General features: G+C 68.9%; 26 protein-coding genes. 18 read left to right on the forward strand and 8 right to left on the reverse strand.

Annotation, left to right across the window (positions count from 1 at the left end; translation table 11 throughout):
• Position 1 precedes the first annotated feature (1 nt).
• Entirely contained in the window at positions 2 to 541 is a 540-nt protein-coding gene (gene ssuE / locus AC1DXV_RS00775; RefSeq protein ID WP_477865521.1) for an NADPH-dependent FMN reductase, read from the reverse strand.
• Positions 542 to 787: 246 nt separating this feature from the next.
• On the opposite strand from ssuE, the gene AC1DXV_RS00780 reads away from it, so the two are divergent.
• Genes AC1DXV_RS00780 through AC1DXV_RS00790 form a run of 3 tightly spaced genes read left to right on the forward strand, consistent with a single transcriptional unit; the run spans position 788 to position 4,156 of the window.
• The gene (locus AC1DXV_RS00780; RefSeq protein WP_477865522.1) at positions 788 to 1,345 is read left to right on the forward strand and encodes a hypothetical protein; all 558 of its coding nucleotides are present in this window, start codon (positions 788 to 790) and stop codon (positions 1,343 to 1,345) included.
• Positions 1,342 to 3,681 carry an RHS repeat domain-containing protein gene (locus tag AC1DXV_RS00785; protein WP_477864327.1) on the forward strand — a complete coding sequence of 780 codons (2,340 nt, stop codon included), beginning with the start codon at positions 1,342 to 1,344 and terminating at the stop codon, positions 3,679 to 3,681. The genes AC1DXV_RS00780 and AC1DXV_RS00785 overlap by 4 nt, the downstream gene beginning before the upstream one ends.
• 28 nt (positions 3,682 to 3,709) lie before the next feature.
• Positions 3,710 to 4,156: a hypothetical protein gene (locus tag AC1DXV_RS00790; protein WP_477864328.1), complete on the forward strand. Its 447-nt coding sequence runs from the start codon at positions 3,710 to 3,712 to the stop codon at positions 4,154 to 4,156.
• A gap of 74 nt (positions 4,157 to 4,230) precedes the next feature.
• On the opposite strand, the gene AC1DXV_RS00795 is transcribed toward AC1DXV_RS00790, so the two are convergent.
• Genes AC1DXV_RS00795 through tauA form a run of 5 tightly spaced genes read right to left on the reverse strand, consistent with a single transcriptional unit; the run spans position 4,231 to position 8,799 of the window.
• Positions 4,231 to 5,226: an isopenicillin N synthase family dioxygenase gene (locus tag AC1DXV_RS00795; RefSeq protein WP_477864329.1), complete on the reverse strand. Its 996-nt coding sequence runs from the start codon at positions 5,224 to 5,226 to the stop codon at positions 4,231 to 4,233.
• Between the two features lie 7 nt (positions 5,227 to 5,233).
• Positions 5,234 to 6,067 (reverse strand): taurine dioxygenase, encoded by an 834-nt coding sequence (gene tauD, locus AC1DXV_RS00800; protein ID WP_477864330.1) that lies wholly within the window; start codon positions 6,065 to 6,067, stop codon positions 5,234 to 5,236.
• Between the two features lie 5 nt (positions 6,068 to 6,072).
• Positions 6,073 to 6,942: a taurine ABC transporter permease TauC gene (gene tauC / locus AC1DXV_RS00805; protein ID WP_477864331.1), complete on the reverse strand. Its 870-nt coding sequence runs from the start codon at positions 6,940 to 6,942 to the stop codon at positions 6,073 to 6,075.
• 7 nt (positions 6,943 to 6,949) lie between these two features.
• Positions 6,950 to 7,744: a taurine ABC transporter ATP-binding subunit gene (tauB, locus tag AC1DXV_RS00810; protein ID WP_477864332.1), complete on the reverse strand. Its 795-nt coding sequence runs from the start codon at positions 7,742 to 7,744 to the stop codon at positions 6,950 to 6,952.
• A 35-nt stretch (positions 7,745 to 7,779) separates the two neighbouring features.
• A complete protein-coding gene (gene tauA, locus AC1DXV_RS00815; RefSeq protein WP_477864333.1) occupies positions 7,780 to 8,799 on the reverse strand; it encodes a taurine ABC transporter substrate-binding protein in 1,020 nt (339 codons plus the stop codon).
• A gap of 197 nt (positions 8,800 to 8,996) precedes the next feature.
• On the opposite strand from tauA, the gene AC1DXV_RS00820 reads away from it, so the two are divergent.
• The 12 genes from AC1DXV_RS00820 to AC1DXV_RS00875 all read left to right on the forward strand — a co-directional run bounded on the left by AC1DXV_RS00820 (position 8,997) and on the right by AC1DXV_RS00875 (position 19,166).
• Entirely contained in the window at positions 8,997 to 9,464 is a 468-nt protein-coding gene (locus AC1DXV_RS00820) for a rhodanese-like domain-containing protein (RefSeq protein ID WP_477864334.1), read from the forward strand.
• A 2-nt stretch (positions 9,465 to 9,466) separates the two neighbouring features.
• Positions 9,467 to 10,354, forward strand: coding sequence for a serine O-acetyltransferase EpsC (gene epsC / locus AC1DXV_RS00825; RefSeq protein ID WP_477932112.1), 888 nt, complete (start codon positions 9,467 to 9,469; stop codon positions 10,352 to 10,354).
• Positions 10,351 to 10,584, forward strand: a complete 234-nt coding sequence (locus AC1DXV_RS00830) for a helix-turn-helix domain-containing protein (RefSeq protein ID WP_477864336.1) — start codon at positions 10,351 to 10,353, stop codon at positions 10,582 to 10,584. Before epsC ends, AC1DXV_RS00830 begins: the two co-directional genes overlap by 4 nt.
• A gap of 128 nt (positions 10,585 to 10,712) precedes the next feature.
• Positions 10,713 to 11,642, forward strand: a complete 930-nt coding sequence (locus AC1DXV_RS00835; protein ID WP_477864337.1) for a family 2A encapsulin nanocompartment shell protein — start codon at positions 10,713 to 10,715, stop codon at positions 11,640 to 11,642.
• Entirely contained in the window at positions 11,642 to 13,321 is a 1,680-nt protein-coding gene (locus AC1DXV_RS00840) for a family 2A encapsulin nanocompartment cargo protein cysteine desulfurase (protein ID WP_477932114.1), read from the forward strand. Before AC1DXV_RS00835 ends, AC1DXV_RS00840 begins: the two co-directional genes overlap by 1 nt.
• A 116-nt stretch (positions 13,322 to 13,437) precedes the next feature.
• Positions 13,438 to 14,811: a pyridoxal-phosphate dependent enzyme gene (locus AC1DXV_RS00845; RefSeq protein WP_477864339.1), complete on the forward strand. Its 1,374-nt coding sequence runs from the start codon at positions 13,438 to 13,440 to the stop codon at positions 14,809 to 14,811.
• Positions 14,808 to 15,983 carry a cystathionine gamma-synthase gene (locus AC1DXV_RS00850; RefSeq protein ID WP_477864340.1) on the forward strand — a complete coding sequence of 392 codons (1,176 nt, stop codon included), beginning with the start codon at positions 14,808 to 14,810 and terminating at the stop codon, positions 15,981 to 15,983. Before AC1DXV_RS00845 ends, AC1DXV_RS00850 begins: the two co-directional genes overlap by 4 nt.
• 115 nt (positions 15,984 to 16,098) lie before the next feature.
• Positions 16,099 to 16,932, forward strand: a complete 834-nt coding sequence (locus AC1DXV_RS00855) for an ABC transporter substrate-binding protein (protein ID WP_477864341.1) — start codon at positions 16,099 to 16,101, stop codon at positions 16,930 to 16,932.
• Between the two features lie 137 nt (positions 16,933 to 17,069).
• Entirely contained in the window at positions 17,070 to 17,360 is a 291-nt protein-coding gene (locus AC1DXV_RS00860; RefSeq protein ID WP_477864342.1) for a nucleotidyltransferase family protein, read from the forward strand.
• Positions 17,357 to 17,722 (forward strand): HepT-like ribonuclease domain-containing protein, encoded by a 366-nt coding sequence (locus AC1DXV_RS00865; RefSeq protein WP_477864343.1) that lies wholly within the window; start codon positions 17,357 to 17,359, stop codon positions 17,720 to 17,722. Before AC1DXV_RS00860 ends, AC1DXV_RS00865 begins: the two co-directional genes overlap by 4 nt.
• Positions 17,723 to 17,746: 24 nt before the next feature.
• Positions 17,747 to 18,442, forward strand: a complete 696-nt coding sequence (locus AC1DXV_RS00870) for an amino acid ABC transporter permease (RefSeq protein WP_477864344.1) — start codon at positions 17,747 to 17,749, stop codon at positions 18,440 to 18,442.
• A gap of 19 nt (positions 18,443 to 18,461) precedes the next feature.
• Complete coding sequence (locus tag AC1DXV_RS00875) at positions 18,462 to 19,166, forward strand: amino acid ABC transporter permease (protein ID WP_477864345.1); 705 nt, start codon at positions 18,462 to 18,464, stop codon at positions 19,164 to 19,166.
• Positions 19,167 to 19,177: 11 nt separating this feature from the next.
• Here the strand turns inward: AC1DXV_RS00875 and AC1DXV_RS00880 are convergent, their stop codons facing one another.
• Positions 19,178 to 20,113 (reverse strand): NADP-dependent oxidoreductase, encoded by a 936-nt coding sequence (locus AC1DXV_RS00880; protein ID WP_477864346.1) that lies wholly within the window; start codon positions 20,111 to 20,113, stop codon positions 19,178 to 19,180.
• A 105-nt stretch (positions 20,114 to 20,218) separates the two neighbouring features.
• Here AC1DXV_RS00880 and AC1DXV_RS00885 point away from each other — a divergent pair, with 105 nt between their 5' ends.
• Positions 20,219 to 20,695: a winged helix-turn-helix transcriptional regulator gene (locus tag AC1DXV_RS00885; protein WP_477864347.1), complete on the forward strand. Its 477-nt coding sequence runs from the start codon at positions 20,219 to 20,221 to the stop codon at positions 20,693 to 20,695.
• On the opposite strand, the gene AC1DXV_RS00890 is transcribed toward AC1DXV_RS00885, so the two are convergent.
• Positions 20,696 to 21,559, reverse strand: a complete 864-nt coding sequence (locus tag AC1DXV_RS00890; protein WP_477864348.1) for an AraC family transcriptional regulator — start codon at positions 21,557 to 21,559, stop codon at positions 20,696 to 20,698. It abuts the gene before it with no gap.
• 106 nt (positions 21,560 to 21,665) lie between these two features.
• Between AC1DXV_RS00890 and AC1DXV_RS00895 the strand changes: the two genes are divergently transcribed.
• Entirely contained in the window at positions 21,666 to 23,744 is a 2,079-nt protein-coding gene (locus AC1DXV_RS00895) for a glycoside hydrolase family 52 protein (RefSeq protein ID WP_477932116.1), read from the forward strand.
• A 266-nt stretch (positions 23,745 to 24,010) separates the two neighbouring features.
• On the forward strand, positions 24,011 to 25,774 hold the full coding sequence (locus AC1DXV_RS00900; RefSeq protein WP_477932118.1) for a carbohydrate-binding protein: 1,764 nt from the start codon (positions 24,011 to 24,013) through the stop codon (positions 25,772 to 25,774).
• The last annotated feature ends 69 nt before the right edge of the window (positions 25,775 to 25,843 follow it).

Genomic DNA, 25,843 nt, shown 5'->3' on the forward strand with positions numbered 1-25,843 from the left:
ATCACCCGGCGTTCATGGCAAGCGGGCGAGGAGACAAGGGTTGCAGCGCGCGGTCGAGGCGTTCGACCAGCGCGTCATCGGGAACATAGCCACCGGATTCGTGCGGCACCAGCTGCGCATCGGTGGCGAACACGCCGTCGAGGATGTCGCGGGCGCCGAGGGCGGACAGCACCGGCTTCAGCGCGTAGTCGAGCGCGAGCAGGTGGGCGAGGCTGCCGCCGGTGGCCAGCGGCAGCACGGTCTTGCCGCGCAGGCCGTCGGTGGGCAGCAGGTCGAGGAACAGCTTCAGCAGGCCGCTGTACGCGGCCTTGTAGATGGGGGTCGCGACGAGCAGCAGGTCAGCGTCGCGCACCTCGTCGAGGGCCGCGCGGATCGGGGCGTTGCGCGCATCGGCGTGCAGCAGCGGCGCGGCAGGCAGCTCGCGCACCGCGATCAGGCGGCTGGTGTCGGCCGTGCCTTCGAGCCTCGTTTGCGCGAGCTGGAGCAGCCAGCCCGAGCGCGATCGGAGCGAGGGACTGCCGGAAATGCTGACGATCTTCATGGCGGGTCGGGCGGGGTGGTGCCCGGTGATGACGACGAGCCGCCACGATAGGGACCGGTGCATCGAACGCCAACGAATGAAAGTGGGTTTGCTTATTGGCTGGGCGCATAGGCACCCACAGCCATCGCTTTTCGAGAACCCGATATCTCGGGAATGTGACCCGGACATCTTTCACCTGACGTGGCCGGCGCGAGTTCACGAGACTGCGCGCTCGCAATGCAACCGCCAGATCAGGGAGAAGAATAGATGAGCATTCGACGCCTTTCGTGGCTTCGCGCCTGGGGCACGGCCTTGGCGGCCCTGTGCTGCACACCCACCGCGCTCGCCGAGCCTTGCCCCGGCACCGAGCCAGGCCGCCATCGACGCGGCGACCTGAAATCCATCACCACGCCGGACGGCAAGGTCACGATGTTCACGGACTACGACGCCAACGGTCTGCTGCTGCGCAGCGTTTCCCCCGACTGCGTCGTGACGCTGAACACCTACGACCTGCGCGGCCGGCTGCTGAGCCATACCGAAGGGCCGCACACAACACGCTTCACCTACGACCCGGTCGGCCAGCTGACCCGTATCACGCTGCCGGATCAAACCTGGCTGGGATTCGACTACGACGACGCACACCGTCTCGTCGCCCACTACGACAACACCGGCAGTCGGATCGAGTACCAGCTTGACAAGGCCAGCCAGCTGATCGGTGAGCGGGTGAACGACCCGGATGGCAGCGTCCGGGCCATGCTGGTGCGCGGCATGGACGCGTTGGGCCGGGCGCAACGCAGTGTTCGTCCTGGAGCGACACAGCCATGAAGACGCTGCTGCTGGCTTTTGTCACCGGTGCGCCGGTGCTGTCCGTCGGACAGCCTCTGCCGCCCGTGCCGGACTCTCCGGCATCGATCACCGACTACGAGTACGACGCCGAAGGCCGCATGACGCGAATGGCGCGCGGCAGCGGCACCCTCGACCTGTCGATGCGGCTGAGCCGCGACAGGTTGGGCCGCGTCGAGACGATCACCGATCCCACGGGTGGCACCACCCGTCTGGGCCACGACGCGGCTGGGCGGCCGCTGCAGGTCATTGACCCGCGCAACTTGGCGACTCGCTACGAGCGCGATGGCTGGGGTCGGATCGCAAAGATCATCAGTCCGGACGGCGGCACGGCCGAGTTTCACTACGACGGCGCACACAATCTGGCGAAGTCGTTGGACGGCCGCGGCGTCGCCGGCTGGTTCGAGCACGACTGGCAGCACAGGCCGACATTGGCGCGCTACAGCCGTGCCAGGGCGACCGACGAGGTGCTGCGTTGGACCTACGATGAGACCGGGCCGCTGTCCGGCTTCGGCCACGGAAACCTGACGAGCACCTCGTTCCCTGCAGGATCCACTCGATACCTTTACGGAGAAGGCCGCGAACTGGTGAAGGCCACCCAGCGCATCGAGCCTGCCTCGGGTGCTCATGCCGTTGCGCTGATCCACGTCACTGAGTACGGCTATGTGCAAACACGGCTGACACGCATCACGTATCCGTCCGGGCGCCAATTGCACATCACATGGAACGCGGGGCGCATCGAGGCGATGGGACTGGCGGCACAAGCGGAAGCGCAGCCGAGAACACTCATCAGCCAAGTGACCTGGGAACCCTTCGGTGCCGCGGTGCGCGGATGGAGCTGGGCGACCGCGACCGGCCCGATACGTCATGACCGCACGCGAGATCTGGCAGGACGGTTGGTTCGCTATCCGCTGGGCGATGCGATACGCGACCTACGCTACGACGAGGCCGATCGGATCGTCAGCTTCACTCACTTGGCACGCGACGGCACGGCGCGGCCGATGCTGGACCAGCAGTTCAGCTTCGATGCGAATGACCACCTGACAGGAGTCGTCTCCACAACGGCAAGCTGGCGCATCGAGCACGACACAAACGGCAACCGAACCTTGCTCAGCCTCAACGGCAACTCGCAGACCTACGGCATCGACCCGGCCAGCAATCGACTGCTGTCCGTGAGCAATCCCGAGGTCCGCCTGGTACACGATGCAGCCGGAAACCTGGCCGAACTCACCGGCGCAGGACGAGCGTTCGTGGTTGGCCACAACCTCGCAGGGCAGGTAGCCACCCTCAGCCGCAATGGCGTGATGACGAGCTACGCCTATGACGCGCTCGGTCAGCGCATTCGCAAGTCCGACAACCGAACTGTCGAACACACCACCGTGTTCGTCTATGACCCCGACGGTCATTTACTCGGCGAATACGATCACACCGGCAAGGCCCTGCGCGAATACATCTGGCTGGACGACACTCCGGTCGCCGTCTTCATGCCAGACCCTGCTGACCCGGCTGGCGCACCCGAGGTGTTCTACATCCACGCTGATCACATCGACACGCCACGCGTGGTGGTCGACCTCCACAACCGGATGCGCTGGCGTTGGTGGTCAGAGCCTTTCGGGACGACAGCGCCCGAGACCAATCCACAGGGGCTCGGAAACTTCATCTTCAACCTGCGCTTCCCTGGGCAATACGCGGATGCGGAATCGGGCTTGTTCTACAACGGGTTTCGGTACTACAGCCCACAAGGTGGTCAGTACACGCAGAGCGACCCGATCGGGCTGATGGGCGGGAACCTGTCGACGTACACCTATGCGAACGGGAATCCAGTCAGCTTTGTCGATCCCGACGGCCTCTTCGCTTGGGGCATCGTGTTCGGTGGAGCAGATCTCGCGTGGCAGCTCTACCAAAACGGCGGCCGCTGGAAGTGCGTCAACTGGATGGATGTAGGCCTGAGCATGACCGGTGGAGGGCTGCTGAACGGTCTGCTGAAGGGGGCCGGCAAGATCAAGACCGGATCCAGACTCTACGGCGCCAACTGGCGCAGGTGGTATCGCCGAAATATCGAAGACTATGACGGCGGTACTCACAATGCCCACCATTGGCTTCTGGAACGAAATCAGGGATTGGGACGGCACATGCCAGACGCCGTCAAGAATCAGCCGTGGAACGTCAACGTGATCAGTGCCCAGTTCAACAATTGGCTCTCGCGCCATCCGACGCTCGCGCCGCTGGGCGGCCCGCTGTGGGCTGGTGAGCTTGCTGGCGGCCTGGCTACGACGGCCCTGGGATCGGGCCAAGGAGATGATTGTGAGTGTCGATAGGCCACGCGCAGTCGCCGATCCCGTTGTCGTGCTGCTGGTCGACCAGCACAAGGGATCACTCCTCCCGTTGAATCAGCGTGGGCTCGAACGCACCCAGAAGAGCCGCCGACGCTTGAAGGCCGACTATCCAGATGCTGTGATCCTGTTGCCCTGCGGCGCGGTGCTTCCGATTGCTGACTTCTTGCTGGGCAGGTCCATCGATCCGGGGCTGCCATGGCCGTTTGAATGGCTGACGCTCGGCGGCGAGAGACATCTCACGCTCGTCTTTGGAGAAGCGAAGACGCCGCCCCTAGAAGAAACCCGACGGATGATCCTCGACTGCCTGAATCGGGAAACGCATCGCGATGAGTGGCTGCTAGACGACGATTCGTGGGATCAGCTCATGCTTCGGGTGCAACAGGCAGACTCCCCCCGCACCCTCTTCGAAGCCTTGCACCTGACATCGCCGGAAGACGGCCTCGACGTGTTCTCGTGAAATGCGCAGGCCTTCCGGGACCAAAGCTCTCAACATGGTTGGGAGAAATCCAATCCGACAGGCTCTTCCCTGCGTCAGAGCACCTGATCCCTCAGCTGCGGAAACACCTTCCCCACCTTCCCCAGCAGGTAGTCCCCATACGTCCCGTCGAATGCATGCGGGTTCGCGCGGTCCCAGCGCGTCGCACTGTCGTCGTCGGCCGGCGGCAGGCCCTCGATCGGCTGCACCCGCACGTCGAAGGCCGGGTCGAAGAAGAACGGGAACGACAGGCGGTCGCGGCCCGAGGTGTTCAGGCACACGCGATGCGGCGTCGAGCGGTACAGCCCGCCCGTCATGCGGTCCAGCATGTCGCCGATGTTGCAGACGAAGCTGCGCGGCACCGGCGGCGCCTCGATCCAGCCCTCGCGCGTATTGACCTGCAGGCCGCCCACGTCGTCCTGGCGCAGCAGTGTCAGCAGCCCGTAGTCGGTGTGCTCACCCACACCCCACTGCGCATCGGTGCCGGCCGGCACCGGCCGCGTCGGGTAGTTGAACAGGCGGAACAGGATCAGCGGATCGGCGGTGCAGCGCTCGGCGAAGTAGCCGGGCGGCAGCGCCAGACTCTGCGCGATGGCGCGCATCACGCGGTGGCCCAGGCCTGTCAGCGCGCTCATCGTCGCGAGCAGCGTCTCTCGAAAGCCAGGCAGCGACGGATGCTCGGGGAACAGGTTGCGCCCATGCACCGGCATGCGCGCCTGCACGCGCGGATCGTCATCCCCGAGTTCCTCGCCAAGGTACAGGCCTTCCTTCCAGTCGGGCCGCCCCGAGGTCAGCTCGCCGCCCAGAGGAAAGTAGCCGCGCCACGCCCTGCCACCGAGCGCCATGCGCCATTGCAGCTTGGTCGGCTCATCGAGCGCGAAGAAGCGGCGGCTCAGGTCTTCCAGCCGGTCCATCAAGGCCTCGTCGACGCCATGGCCGACGACGTAGAAGAAGCCATGCGCGCGGCAGGCCTCGCCGATCCGCCGCGCCACCTCGGGCTCCGGCGACGCCAGGTCGATCACCGGCACGTGCTGCTGCAGCGAGAGTGCCATCAGCGCATCAGAACGGTTTGTCGCCCAGCACCGTCGCACGGTGCATCACGCGGCGGTGCGGCAGGTAGTCGGCGGTGGCGTAGTGCTGCGTCAGCCGGTTGTCCCAGAAGGCCAGGTCGTGCAGCTTCCAACGCCAGCGCACCGTGTGCTCCGGCTTGGCCACGTGCTCGAAGAGCAGCCGCAGCAGCGCGTCGCTCTCCTTCGCGGCCAGTTCGACGATGTGGGTCGTGAAGCCCTCGTTGACGAACAGGCCGCGCAGCCCGCTGACCGGGTGCGTGCGGATCACCGGATGAATCACCGGCGGGTTCTTCGCGCGCGCGTCGTCCCAGCGCACGCGCTCGTCGGGCGTGCGGGCGAAGCGGTGCGCGGGAAAGGACTTCACCATGTCGTGCTCGGCCGTCAGGCCATCGAGCATACGCTTGAGCGGTGCCGACAGGCTCTCGAACGCCGCGATGCCGCTCGCCCACAGCGTGTCGCCGCCCGACGGCGGCAGCTGCCGCGCCGACAGCAGCGCGCCCATCGGCGGCGTCTCGATGAAGGTGACATCGGTGTGCCAGTTGTCGTTGTCCGGCAGGTTCTTCGCGTCGGTGTCGAGCACGATGATCTCGGGCACCTCGGCCACGTGCGGGTAGATCGGGTGGATGTGCAGGCCGCCGAAGCGCTCCGCCAGGTCGCGCTGCTGCTGCGGCGTGACGGGCTGGTTCTCGAAGAACAGCACATGGTGGCGCAGCAGCGCGCCGAGCAGATTGTCGTGCGCGGCATCGCTGAGCGGCTCGCGCAGGTCGATGCCGGACACCAGCGCGCCGAGCGCCGGGCCGAGCGGCGCGATCTGCAAACCCACCGCCATCACCCCCGCCCCTGCCACGGCACCAGCCGCCGCTGCAGCGCCCGCAAGCCCAGCTCCAGCCCGAACGCGACCAGCGCGATCGTGAAGATGCCCAGCAGCACGATGTCGGTGGCCAGGAACTGCGCGGCCGACTGCACCATGAAGCCCAGGCCGCGCGTCGCGGCGACCAGTTCGGCCGCGACCAGCGTCGACCAGCCGACCCCGAGCCCGACGCGCAGCCCGGTCAGGATCTCCGGCAGCGCCGTCGGCAGCACCACGTGGCGCAGCAGCTGCCAGCGCGTCGCGCCGAAGGCCTGCGCGGCGCGGCGGCGCGTCTCGTCGACCTGGCGCACGCCGGTGGCGGTCGCGATCACCAGTGGCGCAAAGATCGCGAGCGTGATCAGCAGCACCTTCGACAGCTCGCCGATGCCGAACCAGATCACGATCAGCGGCAGGTAGGCCAGCGGCGGCACCGGCCGGTAGAACTCGATCAGCGGATCGAACACGCCGCGTGCGGTCGGCGACAGGCCCATCCACAGCCCGAGCGGGATGGCCGTCAGCACCGCGATGCCCAGCGCCAGCGCGACGCGCGCGAGGCTCGCGCCGGCGTGCTGCCACAGCGTGGCATCCATGTAGCCCTCGCCGGCCACGCGCACGAACTTCTCCCACACCGCGGCGGGCGGCGGCAGGAAGAGGGGCTCGATCCAGCGCGCCGCCGTCACCGCCTGCCACGCGGCCAGCAGCACCAGCACGCTCAGCAGGCTGATCACGACGGGGCGCGACCACAGCGGCGCGGTGGCCTCGCGTGCGGCCGGCGGCCTGGCGGACTCGTCGTCCAGCGCGGCGGGCTGCGTCAGCACGCGCACCGTCATCGGGGAAATGGCATCCATCGTGGGTTCAGTGCAGCGCTTCATCCTGCGCGAACACCGCGCCCAGCACCTGCTCGCGCACCGCGACGAACTCGGGCAGCGACTTGATCGCCCGCGCCGCCTCGCCCTGCGCATGGCGGCGGCCGAAGTCCAGCGCACGGTGCTCCACGATGCGCGCCGGCCGGCGCGACAGCACCACCAGGTCGGTCGCGAGGAACACCGCCTCCTCGACGCCGTGCGTCACCAGCACGATGGTCTTGCCGGTGGCCTGCCAGACCTTCAGCAGCAGCTCCTGCATGCGCTCGCGCGTCAGCGCATCGAGCGCGCCGAACGGCTCGTCCATCAGCAGCACCTCGGGGTCGGCCGCCAATGCGCGGGCGATGCCGACGCGCTGGCGCATGCCGCCCGACAGCTCCCACACCGGCCGCGTCTCGCAGCCCTCCAGGCCGACCAGCGCGAGGAACCCGCGCGCCCTGTCCTCGCGCGCAGCGCGGCCCCCACCGCGCAGGCGCAAGGGCAGGGCGACATTGTTCAGCACGTCGAGCCAGGGCAGCAGCGCGTCGTCCTGGAACACGACGCCGCGGTCCGCGCCGGGACCGGTGATCGGCCGGCCCGACACCGACACCCGCCCGCCGCTGGGTGTCACGAAGCCGGCGATGACGTTCAACAAGCTGGACTTGCCGCAGCCCGAAGGCCCCAGCAGCACCGCCAGCGCCCCTGGCGGCACCTGCCAGTCGATGGCATCCAGCACGGGGGTGTTCACAGCCGTGGTCGACCCTGCAGCACCCCGGTACCCTACAGTGACCGCCTGCAGTTCGACCACGGCGTGAACTCCTTCGTGTCTTGTTCGTTGGCGTGTCAGCGTGCTGCCGCGACGGCCTGGCCCGAGGCCTTGGCCGCGGCCTGCACGTGCTTCACGCTCACATAGCTGCCGTAGTCGGCCAGCACCTTGTCGACCTTGCCCTGCTCCTTCAGGAACTTCGCGGTGTCGGTGAGTGCCTTGATCGTTCCGCCTCCCAACAGCGCGGGAGATGCCTGTTCCGCGAGCGTCGGGAACTTCGAGCCGGCCAGCAGCTCGGGCACGTCGGCCGCGGCGGCACCGGTCAGCTTGACGATCTTGTCGACGTTGGCCTGGTTCGCGACGAAGGCCAACGCATCCTTGCGGTAGGCGGCATACGCCTCGCCGGTGATGCGCACGAACTGCGCGACGAACTCGGGGTTCTTCTGCGCGAAGTCGCGGCGCACGATCCACGCGTCGAAAGTCGGTGCGCCCCAGGTCGCCACCTCGGCCGAGCTGGTCAGCAGCTTGCCGCTCTCCTTGATCCTGCCGAGCGCCGGATCCCACACGTAGGCGGCGTCGATGTCGCCGCGCTGCCAGGCCGCGGTGATCTCGGTCGGGCGCAGGTTGACGACGTTTACCTTCTTCGCGTCGATGCCCCAGTGCTTCAGCGCGGCCAGCAGGCTGTAGTGCGTGGTCGACACGAACGGCACGGCCACCTTCTTGCCGACCAGGTCGGCCGGCTTCGTGATGCCCGAACCGTTGCGCACGACCAGTGCCTCGGCGCTCCCGATCTCGGCGGCGACCAGGATGGTCTCGATCGGAAGCTCCCGGCTCGCGGCCGCGGCCAGCGGGCTGGAGCCGACGTAGCCGATCTGGATGTCGCCCGACGCGACCGCGGTGATCACTTCGGCACCGCTCTCGAACTTGCGCCATTCGATGGCCTGGCCGGTGGCTTTCTCATACAGGCCGTCGGCCTGCGCGACCTTGGCAGGCTCGACGACGGTCTGGTAGGCGATGCGAACCTGGGCCTGCGCGATGCCGGCAGTGGCGAACAAGCCCAGCGCGATGGCCAGGGCGCGACGTGCTGCGTATGTCATGGGTTCTCCTCCTCGTGTGGGGTGCAACGCTTCAAGGACTGCACGGTACGGCGCGGCCCGTGCCGGGCGAACGAAGGTTTTCGGATGTGCTCATGCGACACACGACGCGGGCAGATATCGAAGCGCGCTTTTCTTCGTTCGCCGCGGCATTTGGTGGCGATAGCCTTCATCCGACTCGATTGATGAAGGAGACCGCCATGTCCGCCGTCCTCGCAGAATTTCCTCGCCCCACCGTGCTCGAAGAGGCCCGCCAGCGCGCCCGCGACGGCAAGCTGCCGTTCGCCGGCAGCCTGTCGCCGGCCGATGCCTGGGCGCTGACCCGCAGCGGCCAGGCCGTGCTGGTCGACGTGCGCACCGCCGAGGAGCGCAAGTTCGTCGGCCACGTCGCCGAGAGCGTGCACGTGCCCTGGGCCACCGGCACCAGCCTGACGCGCAACCCGCGCTTCGTGCGCGAGCTGGAGGCCAAGGTCGCCAAGCCCGCCGTCGTGCTGCTGCTGTGCCGCAGCGGCAAGCGCTCGGCAGCAGCAGCCGAGGCCGCAACCAAGGCCGGTTTCGCGCAGGCCTTCAACGTCAGCGAAGGCTTCGAGGGCGAGCTGAATGCGCAGGGCCAGCGCGGCCATGACGACGGCTGGCGCTTCCACGGGCTTCCGTGGATCCAGGACTAGTCATGTCGGCATCCGCCTTCGACGTGGCCGACGTCGTCGCCGGCCTGCGCGCTGCGCGCACCCGCTGGCGCGAGTCGCAGCAACGCCAGCGCGAGCCCGGTGGCCGCGAACTGCCGTCGCGCGAAGCGCTGCAGGGCATCGTCGAATCGCTGCGCGGCGTGCTGTTCMCGATGCGGCTCGGCCCGCCGGACCTGCGCCAGGACAGCGAGGACTGGTACATCGGCCACACGCTCGACACGCTGCTGCATGCGCTGTGCGCGCAGGTGCGGCTCGAGCTGCGCCATGCCGGCCGGCACGAGGTCGATGCCGAAGACCTGGTGCGCCGCTTCGCCGCGTCGCTGCCTGCGATCCGCGGCCTGCTCGACAGCGACGTGCTGGCCGCCTTCCACGGCGACCCGGCCGCCCGCAGCGTCGACGAGGTGCTGCTGTGCTACCCCGGCATCGATGCGATGGTGCACCACCGCGTCGCGCACCGGCTGTACGAACTGGGCGTGCCGCTGCTGGCGCGCATCGTCGCCGAGCTGGCGCATGGCCGCACCGGCATCGACATCCACCCAGGCGCGACCATCGGCGCCGGCTTCTTCATCGACCACGGCACCGGCGTCGTGATCGGCGAGACCGCGGTGATCGGCGAGCGGGTGCGCGTCTACCAGGCGGTGACGCTGGGCGCGAAGCGCTTCCCGACCGACGACGACGGCAAGATCCGCAAGGGCCTCGCGCGCCACCCGCAGGTCGAGGACGACGTGGTGATCTACGCCGGCGCGACGCTGCTCGGGCGCATCGTGATCGGCCGCGGCTCCACCATCGGCGGCAACGTCTGGGTGACTGACGACGTGCCGCCGGGCAGCCAGGTGACGCAGGCGACGACTCGCCAGGACCGTCGGCCATGACCTCGACATTGCGACAGCGTTTCGGCCAGGTCGTGCGCGTGACCCGCGAGGACCGCGGCTGGTCGCAGGAGCAACTGGCCGGCCGCGCCGACCTGAACCGCTCCTACCTCGGCGAGATCGAGCGCGGCACCGTGATGCCGTCGATCGAGACCGCCGCCAAGCTCGCCGCGGCGCTGGGCATCAGCCTGTCGTCGCTGATCGCGCGCTTCGAACTGGGGACCCCCGCCTGATGACATGACGCACGAGTCACCCTTTGATGGCGATAGCCGGTTGATCGGCGCGCAAGCGCTGGCGACACTCCCGCCGCTTATCTGATCCCCGCATAACTTCATTCGTTTTTCGTTTCAGGAGTCCCTCCATGGCTGACACCCAGCAACAGCTGGCCCTTGGCGACCACGCCGCCCGGCAACTTGCCAACGCGACCAAGACCGCGCCGACCCTCGCGACGCTGACGCCGCGCTGGCTCACGCACCTGTTGCAGTGGGTGCCCGTCGAGGCCGGCATCTACCGCCTGAACACCGTCAAGAACCCGCAGGACGTGCTGGTGGCCTGCTCGTCGCAGCGCGACGAGGGCGAGTTGCCCAGCACCTATGTCGACTACGACGAGCAGCCGCGCGAGTACTTCCTGAACGCGGTCAGCACCGTGCTGGACGTGCACACCCGCATCTCCGACCTCTACAGCAGCCCGCACGACCAGATCAAGGAGCAGCTGCGCCTGACGATCGAGACCATCAAGGAGCGGCAGGAGAGCGAGCTGATCAACAACCCGGACTACGGGCTGCTGGCCAGCGTCGCCGACGACCAGCGCGTGTTCCCGCTGACCGGTGCGCCGACGCCCGACGACCTGGACGAACTGCTGAGCAAGGTCTGGAAGGAGCCGGCGTTCTTCCTGACGCACCCGCTGGCCATCGCCGCGTTCGGCCGCGAATGCACCCGCCGCGGCGTGCCTCCGCCGACGGTGAGCCTGTTCGGCTCGCAGTTCATCACCTGGCGCGGCATCCCGCTGATCCCGTCCGACAAGGTACCGGTGGCCGACGGCAAGAGCAAGATCCTGCTGCTGCGCGTCGGCGAGAAGCGCCAGGGCGTCGTCGGGCTGTACCAGCCGGGCCTCGCCGGCGAGCAGAGCCCCGGGCTGTCGGTGCGCTTCATGGGCATCAACCGCAACGCGATCTCGTCGTACCTGATCTCGCTGTACTGCTCGCTCGCGGTGCAGGTGCCCGACGCGCTGGCCGTGCTCGAGGATGTCGAGATCGGCAAGTTCCACGAGTATCCCGACACGTACAAGTGATGAGCACGATCGACGCGTTCGACCCCGCAGCGATCGCGAAGCTGGCGGGGGAACTCTTCGCGAACTGGCCCGGCGCGGTGCCGTCTTCGGTGCCGTCGGTGCCGGCGAATGCACACCCGGCCGGCTTCACGCCGCCGCCGGGCAGCACCGGCCCGGCGACGCCGAACGTGCAGCCGCTGACGGCGGCCGTGCCTGGCAGCAACCTGCTGCCGAGTTCGCCGCAGCATCCGGCTGCGCTCGCGGCGCAGCTGCCGTCATCGCAGCCGCATGCGGCGGCCGGCAACGGCGTGCCCGACCTGGGCTACAGCGCGGCACCGGCCTGGGACGGCCGCTTCGGCAGCTCGGCCGCCGGTGTCGCGCCGGCTCTGTCGTCATCCACGCCGTCGTTCTACTTCCTCGAGACGCCGCGCCACCCGGGCCAGCGCGCGCTCGGCGAGCCGGCCCATGCCGCGCCGGTGAAGCCGGCCTTCGACGTGAACGCGGTGCGGCGCGACTTTCCGATCCTGCAGGAGCGCGTCAACGGCCGGCCGCTGGTGTGGTTCGACAACGCCGCGACCACGCAGAAGCCGCAATCGGTGATCGACCGCATCAGCCACTTCTACGAACACGAGAACTCGAACATCCACCGCGCGGCGCACGAGCTGGCCGCGCGCGCGACCGATGCCTACGAAGGCGCGCGCAAGACGGTGCAGCGCTTCCTCGGCGCGGCCTCGGTCGACGAGATCGTGTTCGTGCGCGGCACCACCGAGGCGATCAACCTGGTGGCCAAGAGCTGGGGCGCCAGGAACATCGGCGCTGGCGACGAGATCATCGTCTCGCACCTGGAGCACCACGCCAACATCGTGCCGTGGCAGCAGCTGGCGGCCGAGAAGGGCGCGGTGCTGCGCGTGATCCCGGTCGACGACCGCGGGCAACTGAAGCTCGACGAGTACCGCAAGCTGCTCGGGCCGAAGACGAAGCTGGTGGCGGTGACGCAGGTGTCGAACGCGCTCGGTACCGTGGTGCCGGTGCAGGAGATCGTCGCGCTCGCCCACGCGGCCGGCGCGAAGGCGCTGGTCGACGGCGCGCAGTCGGTGTCGCACATGCGGGTCGACGTGCGCGCGATCGATGCGGACTTCTTCGTGTTCTCCGGCCACAAGCTGTTCGGCCCGACCGGCATCGGCGTGCTGTACGGCAAGCAGGAGATCCTGGAAGACATGCCGCCCTGGCAGGGCGGTGGCAACATGATCGCCGACGTCACCTTCGAGAAGACCGTGTACCACGGCGCGCCGACGCGCTTCGAGGCCGGCACCGGCAACATCGCCGATGCGGTCGGGCTGGGGGCCGCGATCGACTACGTGCAGCGGCTCGGGCTGGAGGCGATCGCGCAGTACGAGCACGCGCTGCTCGGCTACGCGACGCATGCGCTGCAGCCGATCCCCGGCGTGCGGCTGGTCGGCACCGCGCAAGACAAGGCGAGCGTGCTGTCGTTCGTGCTGGATGGGTATTCGACGGAGCAGGTCGGGCAGGCGCTGAACCGCGAGGGCATCGCGGTGCGCACCGGGCACCATTGCGCGCAGCCGATCCTGCGCCGCTTCGGGCTCGAGGCGACGGTGCGGCCGTCGCTGGCGTTCTACAACACCTGCGACGAAGTGGATCGGTTCATCGCGGTGATCCGACAGCTCGCCAACAAGCGCTGATCCGTAGCCCGGATGCCAATCCGGGTTCTCCTCGACGAAATGCATCCCGGATTAGCATCCAGGCTACGGGGCGCGTGCTCACGAGGCGCGCGTCTTCGCCCATTCTGGAGACAAACATGAACGCGACCACCCACCCCGCTGTGCTCGACCTGATCGGCAACACGCCGCTGGTGCGCGTCACGCGCCTCGACACCGGCCCGTGCACGCTGCTGCTGAAGCTCGAATCGCAGAACCCCGGCGGCTCGATCAAGGACCGCATCGGCGTCTCGATGATCGAGGCCGCCGAGCGCGACGGCCTGCTGCACCCCGGCGGCACCGTCGTCGAGGCGACCGCCGGCAACACCGGCCTCGGCCTCGCGCTGGTCGCGCGTGCCAAGGGCTACCGCGTCGTGCTGGTCGTGCCCGACAAGATGTCGACCGAGAAGGTGCTGCACCTGAAGGCGCTCGGCGCCGAGGTGCACACGACGCGCTCCGACGTCGGCAAGGGCCACCCGGCCTACTACCAGGACTACGCGGCGCGCCTCGCAAAGGAGATCCCCGACTCGTTCTTCGCCGACCAGTTCAACAACCCGAACAACCCGCTCGCGCACGAACGCGGCACCGGCCCCGAGCTGTGGGAGCAGAGCGGCCACGACCTCGACGCGATCGTCGTCGGCGTCGGCTCGTCGGGCACGCTGACCGGGCTGACGCGCTACTTCCGCGGCGTGCAGCCGAAGCTCGAATTCGTGCTCGCCGACCCGGTGGGCTCCATCCTCGCCGACCAGGTGCTGACCGGCACCCATGGCCCGGCCGGCTCGTGGGCCGTGGAGGGCATCGGCGAAGACTTCATCCCGCCGATCGCCGACCTGTCGGGCATCAAGCATGCGTATTCCATCTCGGACGAAGAGAGCTTCGCGACCTCGCGCGAGCTGCTGCGCACCGAAGGGCTGATGGGCGGCTCGTCGACCGGCACGCTGCTGGCCACCGCGCTGCGCTTCTGCCGCGCGCAGACCAAGCCGCTGCGCGTCGCCACCTTCGTGTGCGACACCGGCACGCGCTACCTGTCGAAGGTCTACAACGACAGCTGGATGATCGACGAGGGCCTGCTGGCCCGCACGCAGTACGGCGACCTGCGCGACATCGTCGCGCGCCGGCCCGACGAGGGCGGCGTCGTCAGCGTGACGCCCGACGACACGCTGCTGACCGCGTTCCAGCGCATGCGGCTGGCCGACGTGTCGCAGCTGCCGGTGCTCGACGGCACGCGGCTCGCCGGCGTGATCGACGAGTCCGACGTGCTGATGCAGCTGCAGGGCGACCCGGCGCACTACGCCAACACCGTCAGCTCGGCGATGAGCGCCGCGCTGGAGACGCTGCGCCCCGGCTCGAGCATCGCCGCGCTGCGCCAGGTGCTGGACCGCGGCCTGGTCGCGATCGTCGCCGACGGCGATACATTCCACGGCCTGATCACCCGCTTCGATCTCCTGAACCACCTCCGCAAGGCACGCCGATGAGCTCCAAGGACACCCACCAGTTCGCCACCCGCGTGATCCACGCGGGGCAGTCGCCCGACCCGACGACCGGCGCGATCATGCCGCCGATCTACGCCACCTCGACCTACGTGCAGCAGAGCCCCGGCGTGCACAAGGGCCTGGACTACGGCCGCTCGCACAACCCGACGCGCTGGGCGCTGGAGCGCTGTGTCGCCGACCTCGAAGGCGGCACGCGCGCGTTCGCGTTCGCATCCGGGCTGGCTGCCATCTCGACCACGCTGGAGCTGCTGGACGCCGGCGCGCACATCGTCGCGAGCGACGACCTGTACGGCGGCACCTTCCGCCTGTTCGACAAGGTGCGCACGCGCAGCGCCGGCCACCGGTTCAGCTTCGTCGATCTGTCCGATCCGCAGGCGCTGCGCGCCGCGATCCGGCCCGAGACGAAGCTGGTCTGGGTCGAGACGCCGAGCAACCCGATGCTGAAACTGACCGACCTGGAGGCCATCGCCCGCATCGCGCACGAGCACGGCCTGCTGGCGGTGGCCGACAACACCTTCGCGAGCCCGTACGTGCAGCGGCCGCTGGAGCTGGGCTTCGACGTGGTCGTGCATTCGAGCACCAAGTACCTGAACGGGCACTCGGACGTCATCGGTGGCGTGGCCGTGGTCGGGCAGCGCGCCGAAGCGGCCGGCCATGCCGAGCGCCTGGGCTTCCTGCAGAACGCGGTCGGCGCGATCGCCGGGCCGTTCGACAGCTTCCTGACGCTGCGCGGCATCAAGACGCTCGCGCTGCGCATGCAGCGTCATTCGGAGAACGCCTCCGAACTCGCGCAGTGGCTGGAGCGCCACCCGAAGGTCGCGCGCGTGCACTACCCGGGCCTCGAATCGCACCCGCAGCATGCGCTGGCGAAGCGCCAGATGCAGGGCTTCGGCGGCATGGTGTCGGTCACGCTGAAGACCGACCTGGCCGGCTCGCGCCGCTTCCTCGAGGCCTGCGAGGTGTTCTCGCTGGCCGAGAGCCTGGGCGGCGTCGAGAGCCTGATCGAGCACCCGGCGCTGATGACGCACGCGACGATTCCGGCCGAGCAGCGCGCGCAGCTGGGCATCAGCGATGCGCTGGTGCGGCTGAGCGTCGGCATCGAGGACCTGGCTGACCAACGCGCCGACCTCGAAGGCGCGCTGGCGCGCATCTGATCGGGCGTCATCCAACCGACACGCCTTTGCTTATCCGGATTCAGTCGTTCGCGGATCGGCCGGGCTTCGGTAGTCTGCGAACCCTGATTCCAACAACATGCTGAAGAGAAACCCCATGCAAAAGCGCCTGTTCCTGTCCACGCTGGTCGCGGCCGCCGCCGCGGTGTTCTCGGTCGGCGCCCATGCCGACCAGCTCGCCGACATCCAGAAGAAGGGCGAGATCGTCATCGGCGTGCTCGGCACCGACGAGCCGAACAGCTTCGTCGACCCGAAGACCCGCGACGTGGTCGGCTACGAGGTCGACATCGGCCGCGCGATCGCCGCCAAGCTGGGCGTGAAGCCAGTGTTCAAGCAGCTGGCCGTGGCCGCGCGCATCCCCGAGCTGCAGCAGGGCCGCGTCGACCTGCTGGCCGCCTCGCTCACGCACAACAAGGAGCGCGAGGCGCTGATCGATTTCTCGCTGACCACCTTCGTGACCGGCCAGAAGGTGCTGGTGAAGAAGGACAGCGGCATCTCGCAGCTGGCGCAGCTGGGCGGCAAGAAGGTGCTGACCGTCAAGGGCGGCACGCAGGAGCCGAACATCCGCAAGGCGGTGCCCACCGTCGACGTCGTGACCTTCGAGACCACGCAGCAGGCCTTCCTCGCGCTGCAGCAGGGCAAGGGCGTGGGCTACGTCAATGACGAGGCCTCGCTGATCGACGACTTCGGCAAGCTCGGCCCGGCCGCGAAGAACTACCTGATCATCCCGCAGAGCATCAGCACCGAGGCGCTGGCGCTGGGCATCCGCAAGGGCGAGGCCGGCGTGAAGGGCGTCGTCGACGGCGTGCTGCGCGACCTGGAGAAGTCGGGCGAAGCCGACAAGCTGTTCCAGAAGTGGTACGGGCCGAACACGCGGCTGAAGTTCCAGACCCGCGATTTCAAGTTTGTGTCCGACAAGATTGACGGCTGACGAGCCTGCGCTCGCCCATCCATTTCTGACGCGATACTCATGAGCCTCGCTCTTGCAAGAGGGCGGGGCTTTTGCATGTGTTGTCAAATGCGGGTGTGCAGAAGCAGCACGGCGCTGAACCTGTTGTGGGAGAACGCATGAAGCCCTCTGAAGCCCTGGACTCGCACCGCGACGCCATCCGCCGCGTCGTCGCGGCTCATCGCGCGCGCAATGCCCGGGTGTTCGGCTCCGTTCTGCACGGCACTGACACCAGCGGCAGTGACCTGGACATCCTCATCGATCCCACGCCGGACACCACGCTGTTCGACATCGGGGCCATCCGCCACGAGTTGGGCCAACTGCTCGGAGTTTCAGTGGATGTCCTGACGCCCAACGCCTTGCCTGACAAGTTTCGTGCCGCGGTGCTCGCGGAAGCTCGTCCTGTATGAGTCACGGCCCGCAACGGCTTGCCGACTATCTCGCGCACATCGGGGAAGCCATCGAGCGGATCGACCGCTACACAGGAGACATGGACGAGACGGCGTTCCTGAACGACCAACTGGTCCAGGATGCAGTGGTCCGCAATCTGGAGATCATCGGCGAGGCCAGCAACAACATCGAAAAGCACTTCCCCGAATTCGCTGCCCAACACCCCGAGTTGCCTCTCGCGTTCGCGTACCAGATGCGCAATGCCCTCGCCCACGGCTATTTCAAGGTGGATTTCGAGATCGTCTGGAAGACCATTCATGGCGACCTTCCCGACCTTCTCGTGCGGATCAGGGAAGCACAGGCCGGCATGCCCCCTCGCTGAGATCCACCCCGAACCGCCGTCCCCGTGCCGTCTTTCGATTTCTCCCTGCTGCTGTCCGGCCAGTACCACGATGCGCTGGTGGCCGGCTTCGTGCTGTCGCTGCAGCTGACGGCCGTCACGCTGGTGCTGGCGGTGCCGCTGGCCACCACGGTCGCGATGCTGCGGCTGTCGCCGTCGCGGCTGCTGCGCGCGATCGGCGTCTCGTACGTCGAGGCGATCCGCAACGTGCCGCTGCTCGCGCACATGCTGTTTTGGTACTTCGGCGCGCCCGAGATGCTGCCCGAGGCGCTGAAGCAGCGGCTGTACGCCACCAACATCGAGGCGATCAGCGCGGTGGCGGCGCTCACGCTCTACACCGCCGCCTACATGGCCGAGGACATCCGCAGCGGCATCCGCGCGGTGCCGCCGGGGCAGATGGAGGCGAGCCGCGCGCTCGGGCTCGGTTTTCTGCAGTCGATGCAGCTGGTGATCCTGCCGCAGGCGGTGCGCATCACGGTGCCGCCGCTGATCTCGCAGACGCTGAACCTGTGGAAGAACACCAGCATCGCCACCGTGATCGGCGTGGCCGAGATGATGTACCGCGCGGCCCAGGTCGAATCGGCCACCTTCCGCAGCGTCGAGGCTTTCGCGTTCGCGACCGCGGCCTACCTGACGATCTCGCTCACCATCACCGGCCTCGCGAGCTGGTACCAGCACCGCTACCCGGTGCGTTCGCGGTGATGCCGAGGATGAGGCCGCGATGATCGAGCTGATCCAGACCTACTGGCTCTACTTCCTGATCGGCCAGTACCCGAACGGGCCGCTGGGCGGGCTCGCGCTGACGGTGCTGCTGGCCGCGCTCGGGCTGGTGCTGGCGTTCCCGCTCGGGCTGCTGCTGGGGCTCGCCCGCATCAGCGAGCACCGCGCGCTGCGCTGGCCGGTCACCGCGCTGGTGTTCGTGGTGCGCGGCATCCCGCTGCTGATGGTGGTGTTTTGGGCCTACTTCTTCCTGCCCAGCGTCACCGGCCACAAGACCGACCAGTTCACGACGATGCTGATCGCGCTGGTGGTGTTCGACGGCGTCTACATCGCCGAGATCGTGCGCGCCGGCGTGCGCGGCATCCCGAACGGCCAGATGGATGCGGCGCGCTCGCTCGGCTTCAACCGCTTCGGCGCGCTGCGCTACGTGATCCTGCCGCAGGCGCTGCGCCACATGCTGCCGTCGCTGGTGAACCAGTTCGTCTCGACGATCAAGGAGACCTCGCTCGGCTACATCATCGGGCTGACCGAAGTGGCCTTCATCACGACGCAGATCAACACGCAGGTGTTCACGAAGCCGGTGCAGGTGTATGCGACGCTGGCCCTCACCTACTTCGTGCTGTGCTTCGGGCTGTCGCGCGTGGCGTATGCGATGGAGAGACGGCTGGCCCAGGGCAATCCCGGGCCGCGACACCAACCGGGCTGATCAGGCGACCTTCACGCCACCTTCAGCACGATCTTGCCCAGCGTGTTGCCCTGCGCGACCAGCTCGTGCGCGCGGGCGGCCTCGCGCAGCGGCAGTTCGTGGCTGACGTGCGGCGTCAGCTGGCCGGCATCCACCCACTCGGCCAGGCGCTGCAGGCCGGCGCCGTCCGGCTCGACCGCGACACCGGCAAAGCGCTTGCCCGCTGCGGCGGCCAGCGCCGGCATGCCAGCCGCCGATCGCAGCACCGCGGTCACCACGATGCCGCCCGGCTTGAGCACCGCGAGCGAGCGCTGCGCGTGGCCGTCGCCCAGCAGGTCGAACACCACGTCGACGTCGCGCACGGCCTGCGTGTAGTCGACCGCCTGGTAGTCGATCAGCTCGTCGGCACCCAGCCCGCGCAGGAAGGCGTGCTTGCCCGCGCTGGCGGTGCCGATGACGTGGGCACCGAGCGCCTTCGCGATCTGCACCGCGACGTGGCCGACGCCCCCGCCGGCCGCATGGATCAGCACGCGCTGGCCCGGCTGCAGCTGCGCGAGGTCGCTCAGCGCCTGCAGCGCCGTCAGCCCGACCAGCGGCAACGCGGCCGCCTGCGCATGGCTCAGCCGCGCCGGCTTGCGCCAGAACTGCCGCGTCGGGCCCGCCACGTACTCGGCGTACGCACCGGCAGCGCGCGGAAACAGCGGCAGGCCGAACACCTCGTCGCCGACCTGGAAGCGGGTCGAGCCGGCCTCGATCTCCTCGACCACGCCGGACACGTCCCAGCCCAGCACGAACGGTGGCGCGCCGAGCAGCGGGAAGTCGCCGCTGCGCACGTAGGTCTCGACCGGGTTGACGCTCGCCGCGTGCACCTTCAGCAGCAGCTCGGTGAGGAACCGCTGCGGGCGCGGCAGCTCGGCGAACTCGAGGACCTCGGGGCCGCCGAAGCGGTGCTGGATCACGCCTTGCATGGATTTCTCCTTCGGTTGGATGGCCCGGAAGCGGGCCCGTGCTGGCATGATTGGCGCCCTGGTTTCTCCCGTAAAGAAGGCACCCGCGGGTGTGATAGGTACCTGATGGATACCACCTCTGTCGATGTCAACTACGACGCGATGTCGCGCGCGAAGCTGCGCAAGCTGCCGGCCGGCGATGCCTTGAGTGCCCGCTGCCCGTCGCGCAGCGTGATCGAGCTGCTGGCCGACAAGTGGACGCTGCTGGTGATCTGGTCGCTCGGGCCGGGGCCGATGCGCTTCGGCGAACTGCGCCGCGAGATCGAAGGCGTGACGCAGAAGATGCTGACGCAGAGCCTGCGCTCGCTCGAGCGCGACGGCCTGGTCACGCGCACCGTCTACGCGACCACGCCGCCCAGCGTCGAGTACGCGCTGACGCCGCTGGGCGACAGCATCACCGCGGTCACCGGCCAGATGTGCCGCTGGGCCGAGGTGCACATGGGTGATGTGATGCTGGCGCGGCGCGACTACGACAAGGCTGCCGACCCCGTGGCCGAGGCCGGCACGACGACGGTGCGCAGCGGCCGCCGGCTGGCGCGCTGATCAGGCGCGCCGGTAGTCCATCGGCGCCACGCCGCACCAGCGCTTGAACTGCCGGCTGAAGTGCGCGCCGCTCGCATAGCCGAGCCGCTCGCCGACCTCGGCGATGCTCAGCTGCGCATCCATCAGCAGCAGCTTCGCGCGGCGCAGCTTCAGCGTCGAGCGGTACTGGCGTGCCGACATGCCGTACACCTGCCGGAAAAGGGCGTTGCCGTGGTCCGGCGTGTAGCCCAGGCGCCGGATCGCGGCCTCGAGCGAGGTCTCGGCGCCGCCGCTCTGCACCTCGCGCTCGATCAGCTCGGCCAGCCGGCCGGCGGTCTGCAGTGCGAGCTGCGGCACCGGCGCACCGGCGATCTCCTCTTCTTCGAGCCCGCGCGTCAGCGCGGCGAACAAGGTCATCAGCGACGCGCCCAGCTCCAGCCGGTGCACCAGCGGCGACAGTGCCGCATGGTCGGCCGCCAGCGCCAGCATGCGCTGCAGCGCCGGCTGCAGCCGCTGCGTCAGCGCGCTGTCGGCCGCGAAGATGCGCGTGCCGGCACGGCACAGCAGGCGGCGCAGCTCCAGGTCGTCGAGGTCGAAGTGCACGCAGTACAGGCGCGCCGCGACCGGCGTGCTCGACGCATGCGCCTCGAACGGCGTGATCAGCAGCAGGTCGCCGGCCTGCTGCGCGAGCGTGCGGCCGGTCAGCCGCACCTGCTGCTGGCCCGCGAGCAGCAGGCACAGCTCGAAGTACGGGTGGTCGTGGCGCGGGTACTGCCAGCGCGGGCCGACGCGGCGCGTGTGCGCATCGGTCATCGTGACGGTGGTGCGCACATCCGGCTGCTTGGCGTAGTCCGGCAGGGTGGTCTCGGGGCGGACGGGGTACATGAAGGGTGAATCGATCGTCGCGGCTCAGGGCAAGCCCGTCCCGCATCGGGACATGGCCCGGCACGGGCGGCGCTCGCAGAATCGCGACCTTACACCGAGGCTGCCGATGAACCGCTTTTTCAACACACAACACGCGCCCGTCGGCGCCCACGCCAGCCTGACGCTCGGTTTCCCCGGTGCCCGCGGCGGCATGGATCTCGAGCTGTGCGGCGCGCCCGGCCAGTCGGTGCTGGTCGCGCTCGAATCGGCGCAGCAGCCCGGCCTGTTCGAGACGCTGCCGTTCTGCGAGCCCCCGGACGATGCGGAGCGCCAGCGCTTCGTCAGCGACCAGGGTGATTCGTTCCTGGGCGCCTCCGGCCTCGGCGCGCGCCTCTTCGGGTTGGACGAGGTGCAGCGCGAGTTCTCGCTCGCCACCGACAGCTGGCAGGCGGGCGACCTGCGCTTCACGCTGTACACGCCGGTGCGTGACCTGCCGGACCCCGATGCCGGCGAGCCGCTGGCCGCGAAGCGCGCCTTCGTGCCCGCGGTGCGCGCCGAGATCGAGGTCGACAACCGGGCCGGCACGCGGGCCCGGCGGGTCGCGGTCGGGCTGTCGGGCATCGACCCACTGCGCGGCATGCGGCACCTGTCGCTGGAGCAGGGTGCCGGCATCGGCGACGGCCTGGAACAAGGCTTCGCGACCGACGCGCCCGGCGCCTGGTCCGGCATCGGCTTCGACCCGCTCGCGGTGCTGGGCGACCGCCACGCGAGCAACCGCGCGACGATGCTCGGCCGCTGGGGGCTGGTCTGCGCCGAGGTGCCGGCCGGCGAGCGGCGCACGCTGCGCTTCGCGTTCTGCTTCCACCGCGCCGGCGTCGTCACCGGCGGCATCGCGACGCGCCAGCTCTACAACCGCTGGTTCGATTCGGTGGAGTCGGTCGCGCGCTTCGCGCTGTCGGATTTCGACGAGGCGGTGCAGGCCAGCCGCGCCGCCGACCAGCGGCTCGCGGCGAGCGCGCTGTCGCCGGCGCAGCGCTTCACGGTCGCGCACGCGACCCGCTCCTACCTCTACTCGACCCAGCTGCTCGAACGCGACGGCCGCGCGCTGTGGGTCGTCAACGAGGGCGAGTACAACATGCTGAACACGCTCGACCTGGTGTCCGACCACTCGCTGTACGAGGGCCTGCACCACCCGTGGACCATCCGCAACGTGCTCGACCAGTACGCCGCCGGCTACGCGTACGAAGACGAGCACGGCGTCAGCTTCACGCACGACATGGGCGTCGACGGCATCTTCGCGCCGCCGGGCCGCTCGGCCTACGAGCGTGCCGGGCTGACCGGCTGCTTCTCGCAGATGACCACCGAAGAGCTGCTGAACTGGACGCTGTGCGCCGGCCTCTACGTGCACCAGGGCCGCGACCCCGCCTGGGCACGGCGCCATGCCGCGTTGCTGGAGCGCTGCCTGCAGAGCCTGGAGCGGCGCGACCACGCCGAACCGGCGCAGCGCAACGGCGTGCCGCGTGCCGACAGCAGCCGCTGCGAAGGCGGGCGCGAGATCACCACCTACGACTGCCTCGACCCGTCGCTCGGCCAGGCGGCCGGCAACACCTACATCGCCGGCAAGGCGTGGGCGGCGCACGTCATCCTGCAACAGTTGTTCGTGCAGCTCGACCGGCCGGCGCTGGCCGAGCGGGCCCACCTGCAGGCCCGGCGCGCCGCCGCGACGGTGGTGGCAGCGGCCCGGCCCGACGGCCTGATCCCGGCGCTGCTGGAGGCGCCCGACGACGACGCGGTGATCCTGCCGGTGATCGAGGCGCTGGCCTACCCGTGGTTCGCCGGCTGCCGCGACGCGCTGGCACCGGGCGGCGAGTACGCGCCGTACCTCGCCGCGCTGAAGCGCCATGTCGGCGAGCACGTGCTGCGCGAGGACACCTGCCTGTTCCCCGACGGCGGCTGGCGCATCACCTCGCGCAGCGACAACACCTTCCCGGCCAAGGCCTACGTCTGCCAGTTCGTCGCCCGCGAGATCCTGCAGATGGACCTGGGCGCCGCCGGCGCCCGCGCCGACGAGGCCCACGCCGCCTGGCAGCTGCATCCCGAGCTCAGCGTCCACTGCTGGAGCGAGCAGGTGAAGAACGGGTTGGTGTTCGCCGCCAAGTACTACCCGCGCGGCGTCAGCAGCCAGATCTGGCTGACCGAGGGTTGACCGGGTTCACACCGGTCGCCTTGTTTGAAACCAAACGTAAGCAGTGCGACAGAATAAATACCAAACCAGACCGGTACATAACCAATCTAATACCTGTTGATCGCTTGCATTGGCGTCCGATGACACCGGCTTGGCGGCTGGAGCCAGCACCGTTACGTTTCTGAAAGCGCTCGCATCTTGTTGCAAGACACAAGTCGATGCCGCTGAAGGCGGCTTCGAAAATTCCCTCAGTGCTCCGTTGTCAACAACACTGAAAGGGACAGATCATGAAGAGCGTGGGAATGACCGTGGTGGCCGTGGCCATCGGCGGTCTGTGGTCGCAGGTGCAGGCAGCGAGCCTGCAGCCGGCGACGGCGGCCGTGGCCGCACAGGCGTCGTCGTTCGACGGGATGCTGCTGGCGCAGGCCACGACGGCCCCGGCCTGGAAAGAAGGCGTGACCTACACCGCCGGCACCATCGTCAGCTACAACGGGGTGCTGTACGTCGCCCTCGTGACCCACACCGCGTGGGCCGGCACCAACTGGAACCCGGCCGCAACGCCGACGCTGTGGTCGCCGACCGGCTCGGCCCCTGCACCGGCGCCCGCTCCGGCACCTGCTCCCGCCCCTGCGCCGGCCCCCGCACCGAGCCCGGCGCCCGCACCCGCGCCCGGGACCTGCGCGATGCCGTGGTCGGCCAGCACCGCCTACAACGGCGGCGCGCTCGTCAGCGTCAACGGCGTGAACTACAAGGCCAACTGGTGGACGCAGGGCAACAACCCGTCCACCAACAGCGGCCCGACCGGCAGCGGCCAACCGTGGACGCCGACCGGCAACTGCAGCACCGCCCCGGCGCCGGCACCGGCCCCCGCACCGTCGCCTGCGCCCGCACCTGCCCCCGCGCCTGCCCCGGCACCGGCTCCCGCTCCCGCGGGCGACCTGCCGGCCGGCGCGCTCTCGGCCAACCAGAGCAAGCGCGTCTACGTCGGCTACTACCCGAGCTGGAGCGACAACTGGTTCGACGCCACCGGCAAGAGCCCGGCCGAGGTCTACAACGCCAGCAAGCTGGCGCGCGTGCCGGCGACCTACACGCACGTGATGGCCTCGTTCGCCGACCCCAACTTCTCGTGGGCCGGCATCGCGACCAACAGCTTCTCGGGCACCGGCATCAACTTCAATGCCACCCCGCGTGACATCAAGGCCGCGATCGACGTGCTGCACAAGCGCAACCAGAAGATCATCCTGGCCGTGGGTGGCGCGACCTACAACAACTGGGGTCCGATCGCGGCGGAAGGCGCGGCCGGCGGCGGCCCGATCATCAACGCGCTGGCCAAGATCCAGACCGAGATGGGCTTCGACGGCCTGGACGTCGACTACGAGGTCGACGGCGACGTGGACCGCTACGCCAACGCCATCAAGGCGCTGCGCCGTGCGGTCGACCTGGCTGGCGGCGGCCGCGTGCTGACGCTGGCCGGCTGGTCGAGCGGCGCCGATTGCACCTCGGGCACGACGGCCGACTCGCGCTGCGCCGGCAAGCTGTCGTTCTGGGGCGGCAACGCCGGCCGCGAACGCGGCGTGGTGCTGAAGTACCCGGCGACGGCCGCGATGCTCGACCTCGTCAACGTGATGAGCTACGACGCCCGCTACGAGCACTTCGACGGCGTGGTCGCGTACAACCAGTACCGCAGCCTCTACCCGTCGAAGACCATCGTGTCGATCGGCTTCGAGCCGGCGCCGGAAGGCTGGGCGGGCGGCCAGCTGGTCATCAACGACAGCGACGCGCAGTGCGAAGGCTCGCGCAACCTGCAGGACCAGTACGGCGCCACGCTGAACCTGCCGTACTCGGTGCAGCGCTACACGGCGGCGGTGCTGAACAGCACGGCGTCGAACCGCAACCCGCGTGACGGCGCGATGCTGTGGGCCATCATCAAGCCGGCCAGCGGCTCGTGCGGCAGCGCCGCACTGGCGGCCCCCGGCACGGTGGGCCAGAAGGTCGGCAACAGCTTCGGCCTGCCGGTCGACCCGCTGCTGCAGTCCGCCGACTGGAAGTAAGTAAAGCGTTCTGTCAGACCGAGCGCCTTCTCCCTGCGGGGAGGAGGCGCTTTTTTTCGTCCGCCAAAT

Source organism: Rhizobacter sp. P3_C12 (assembly GCF_056402735.1).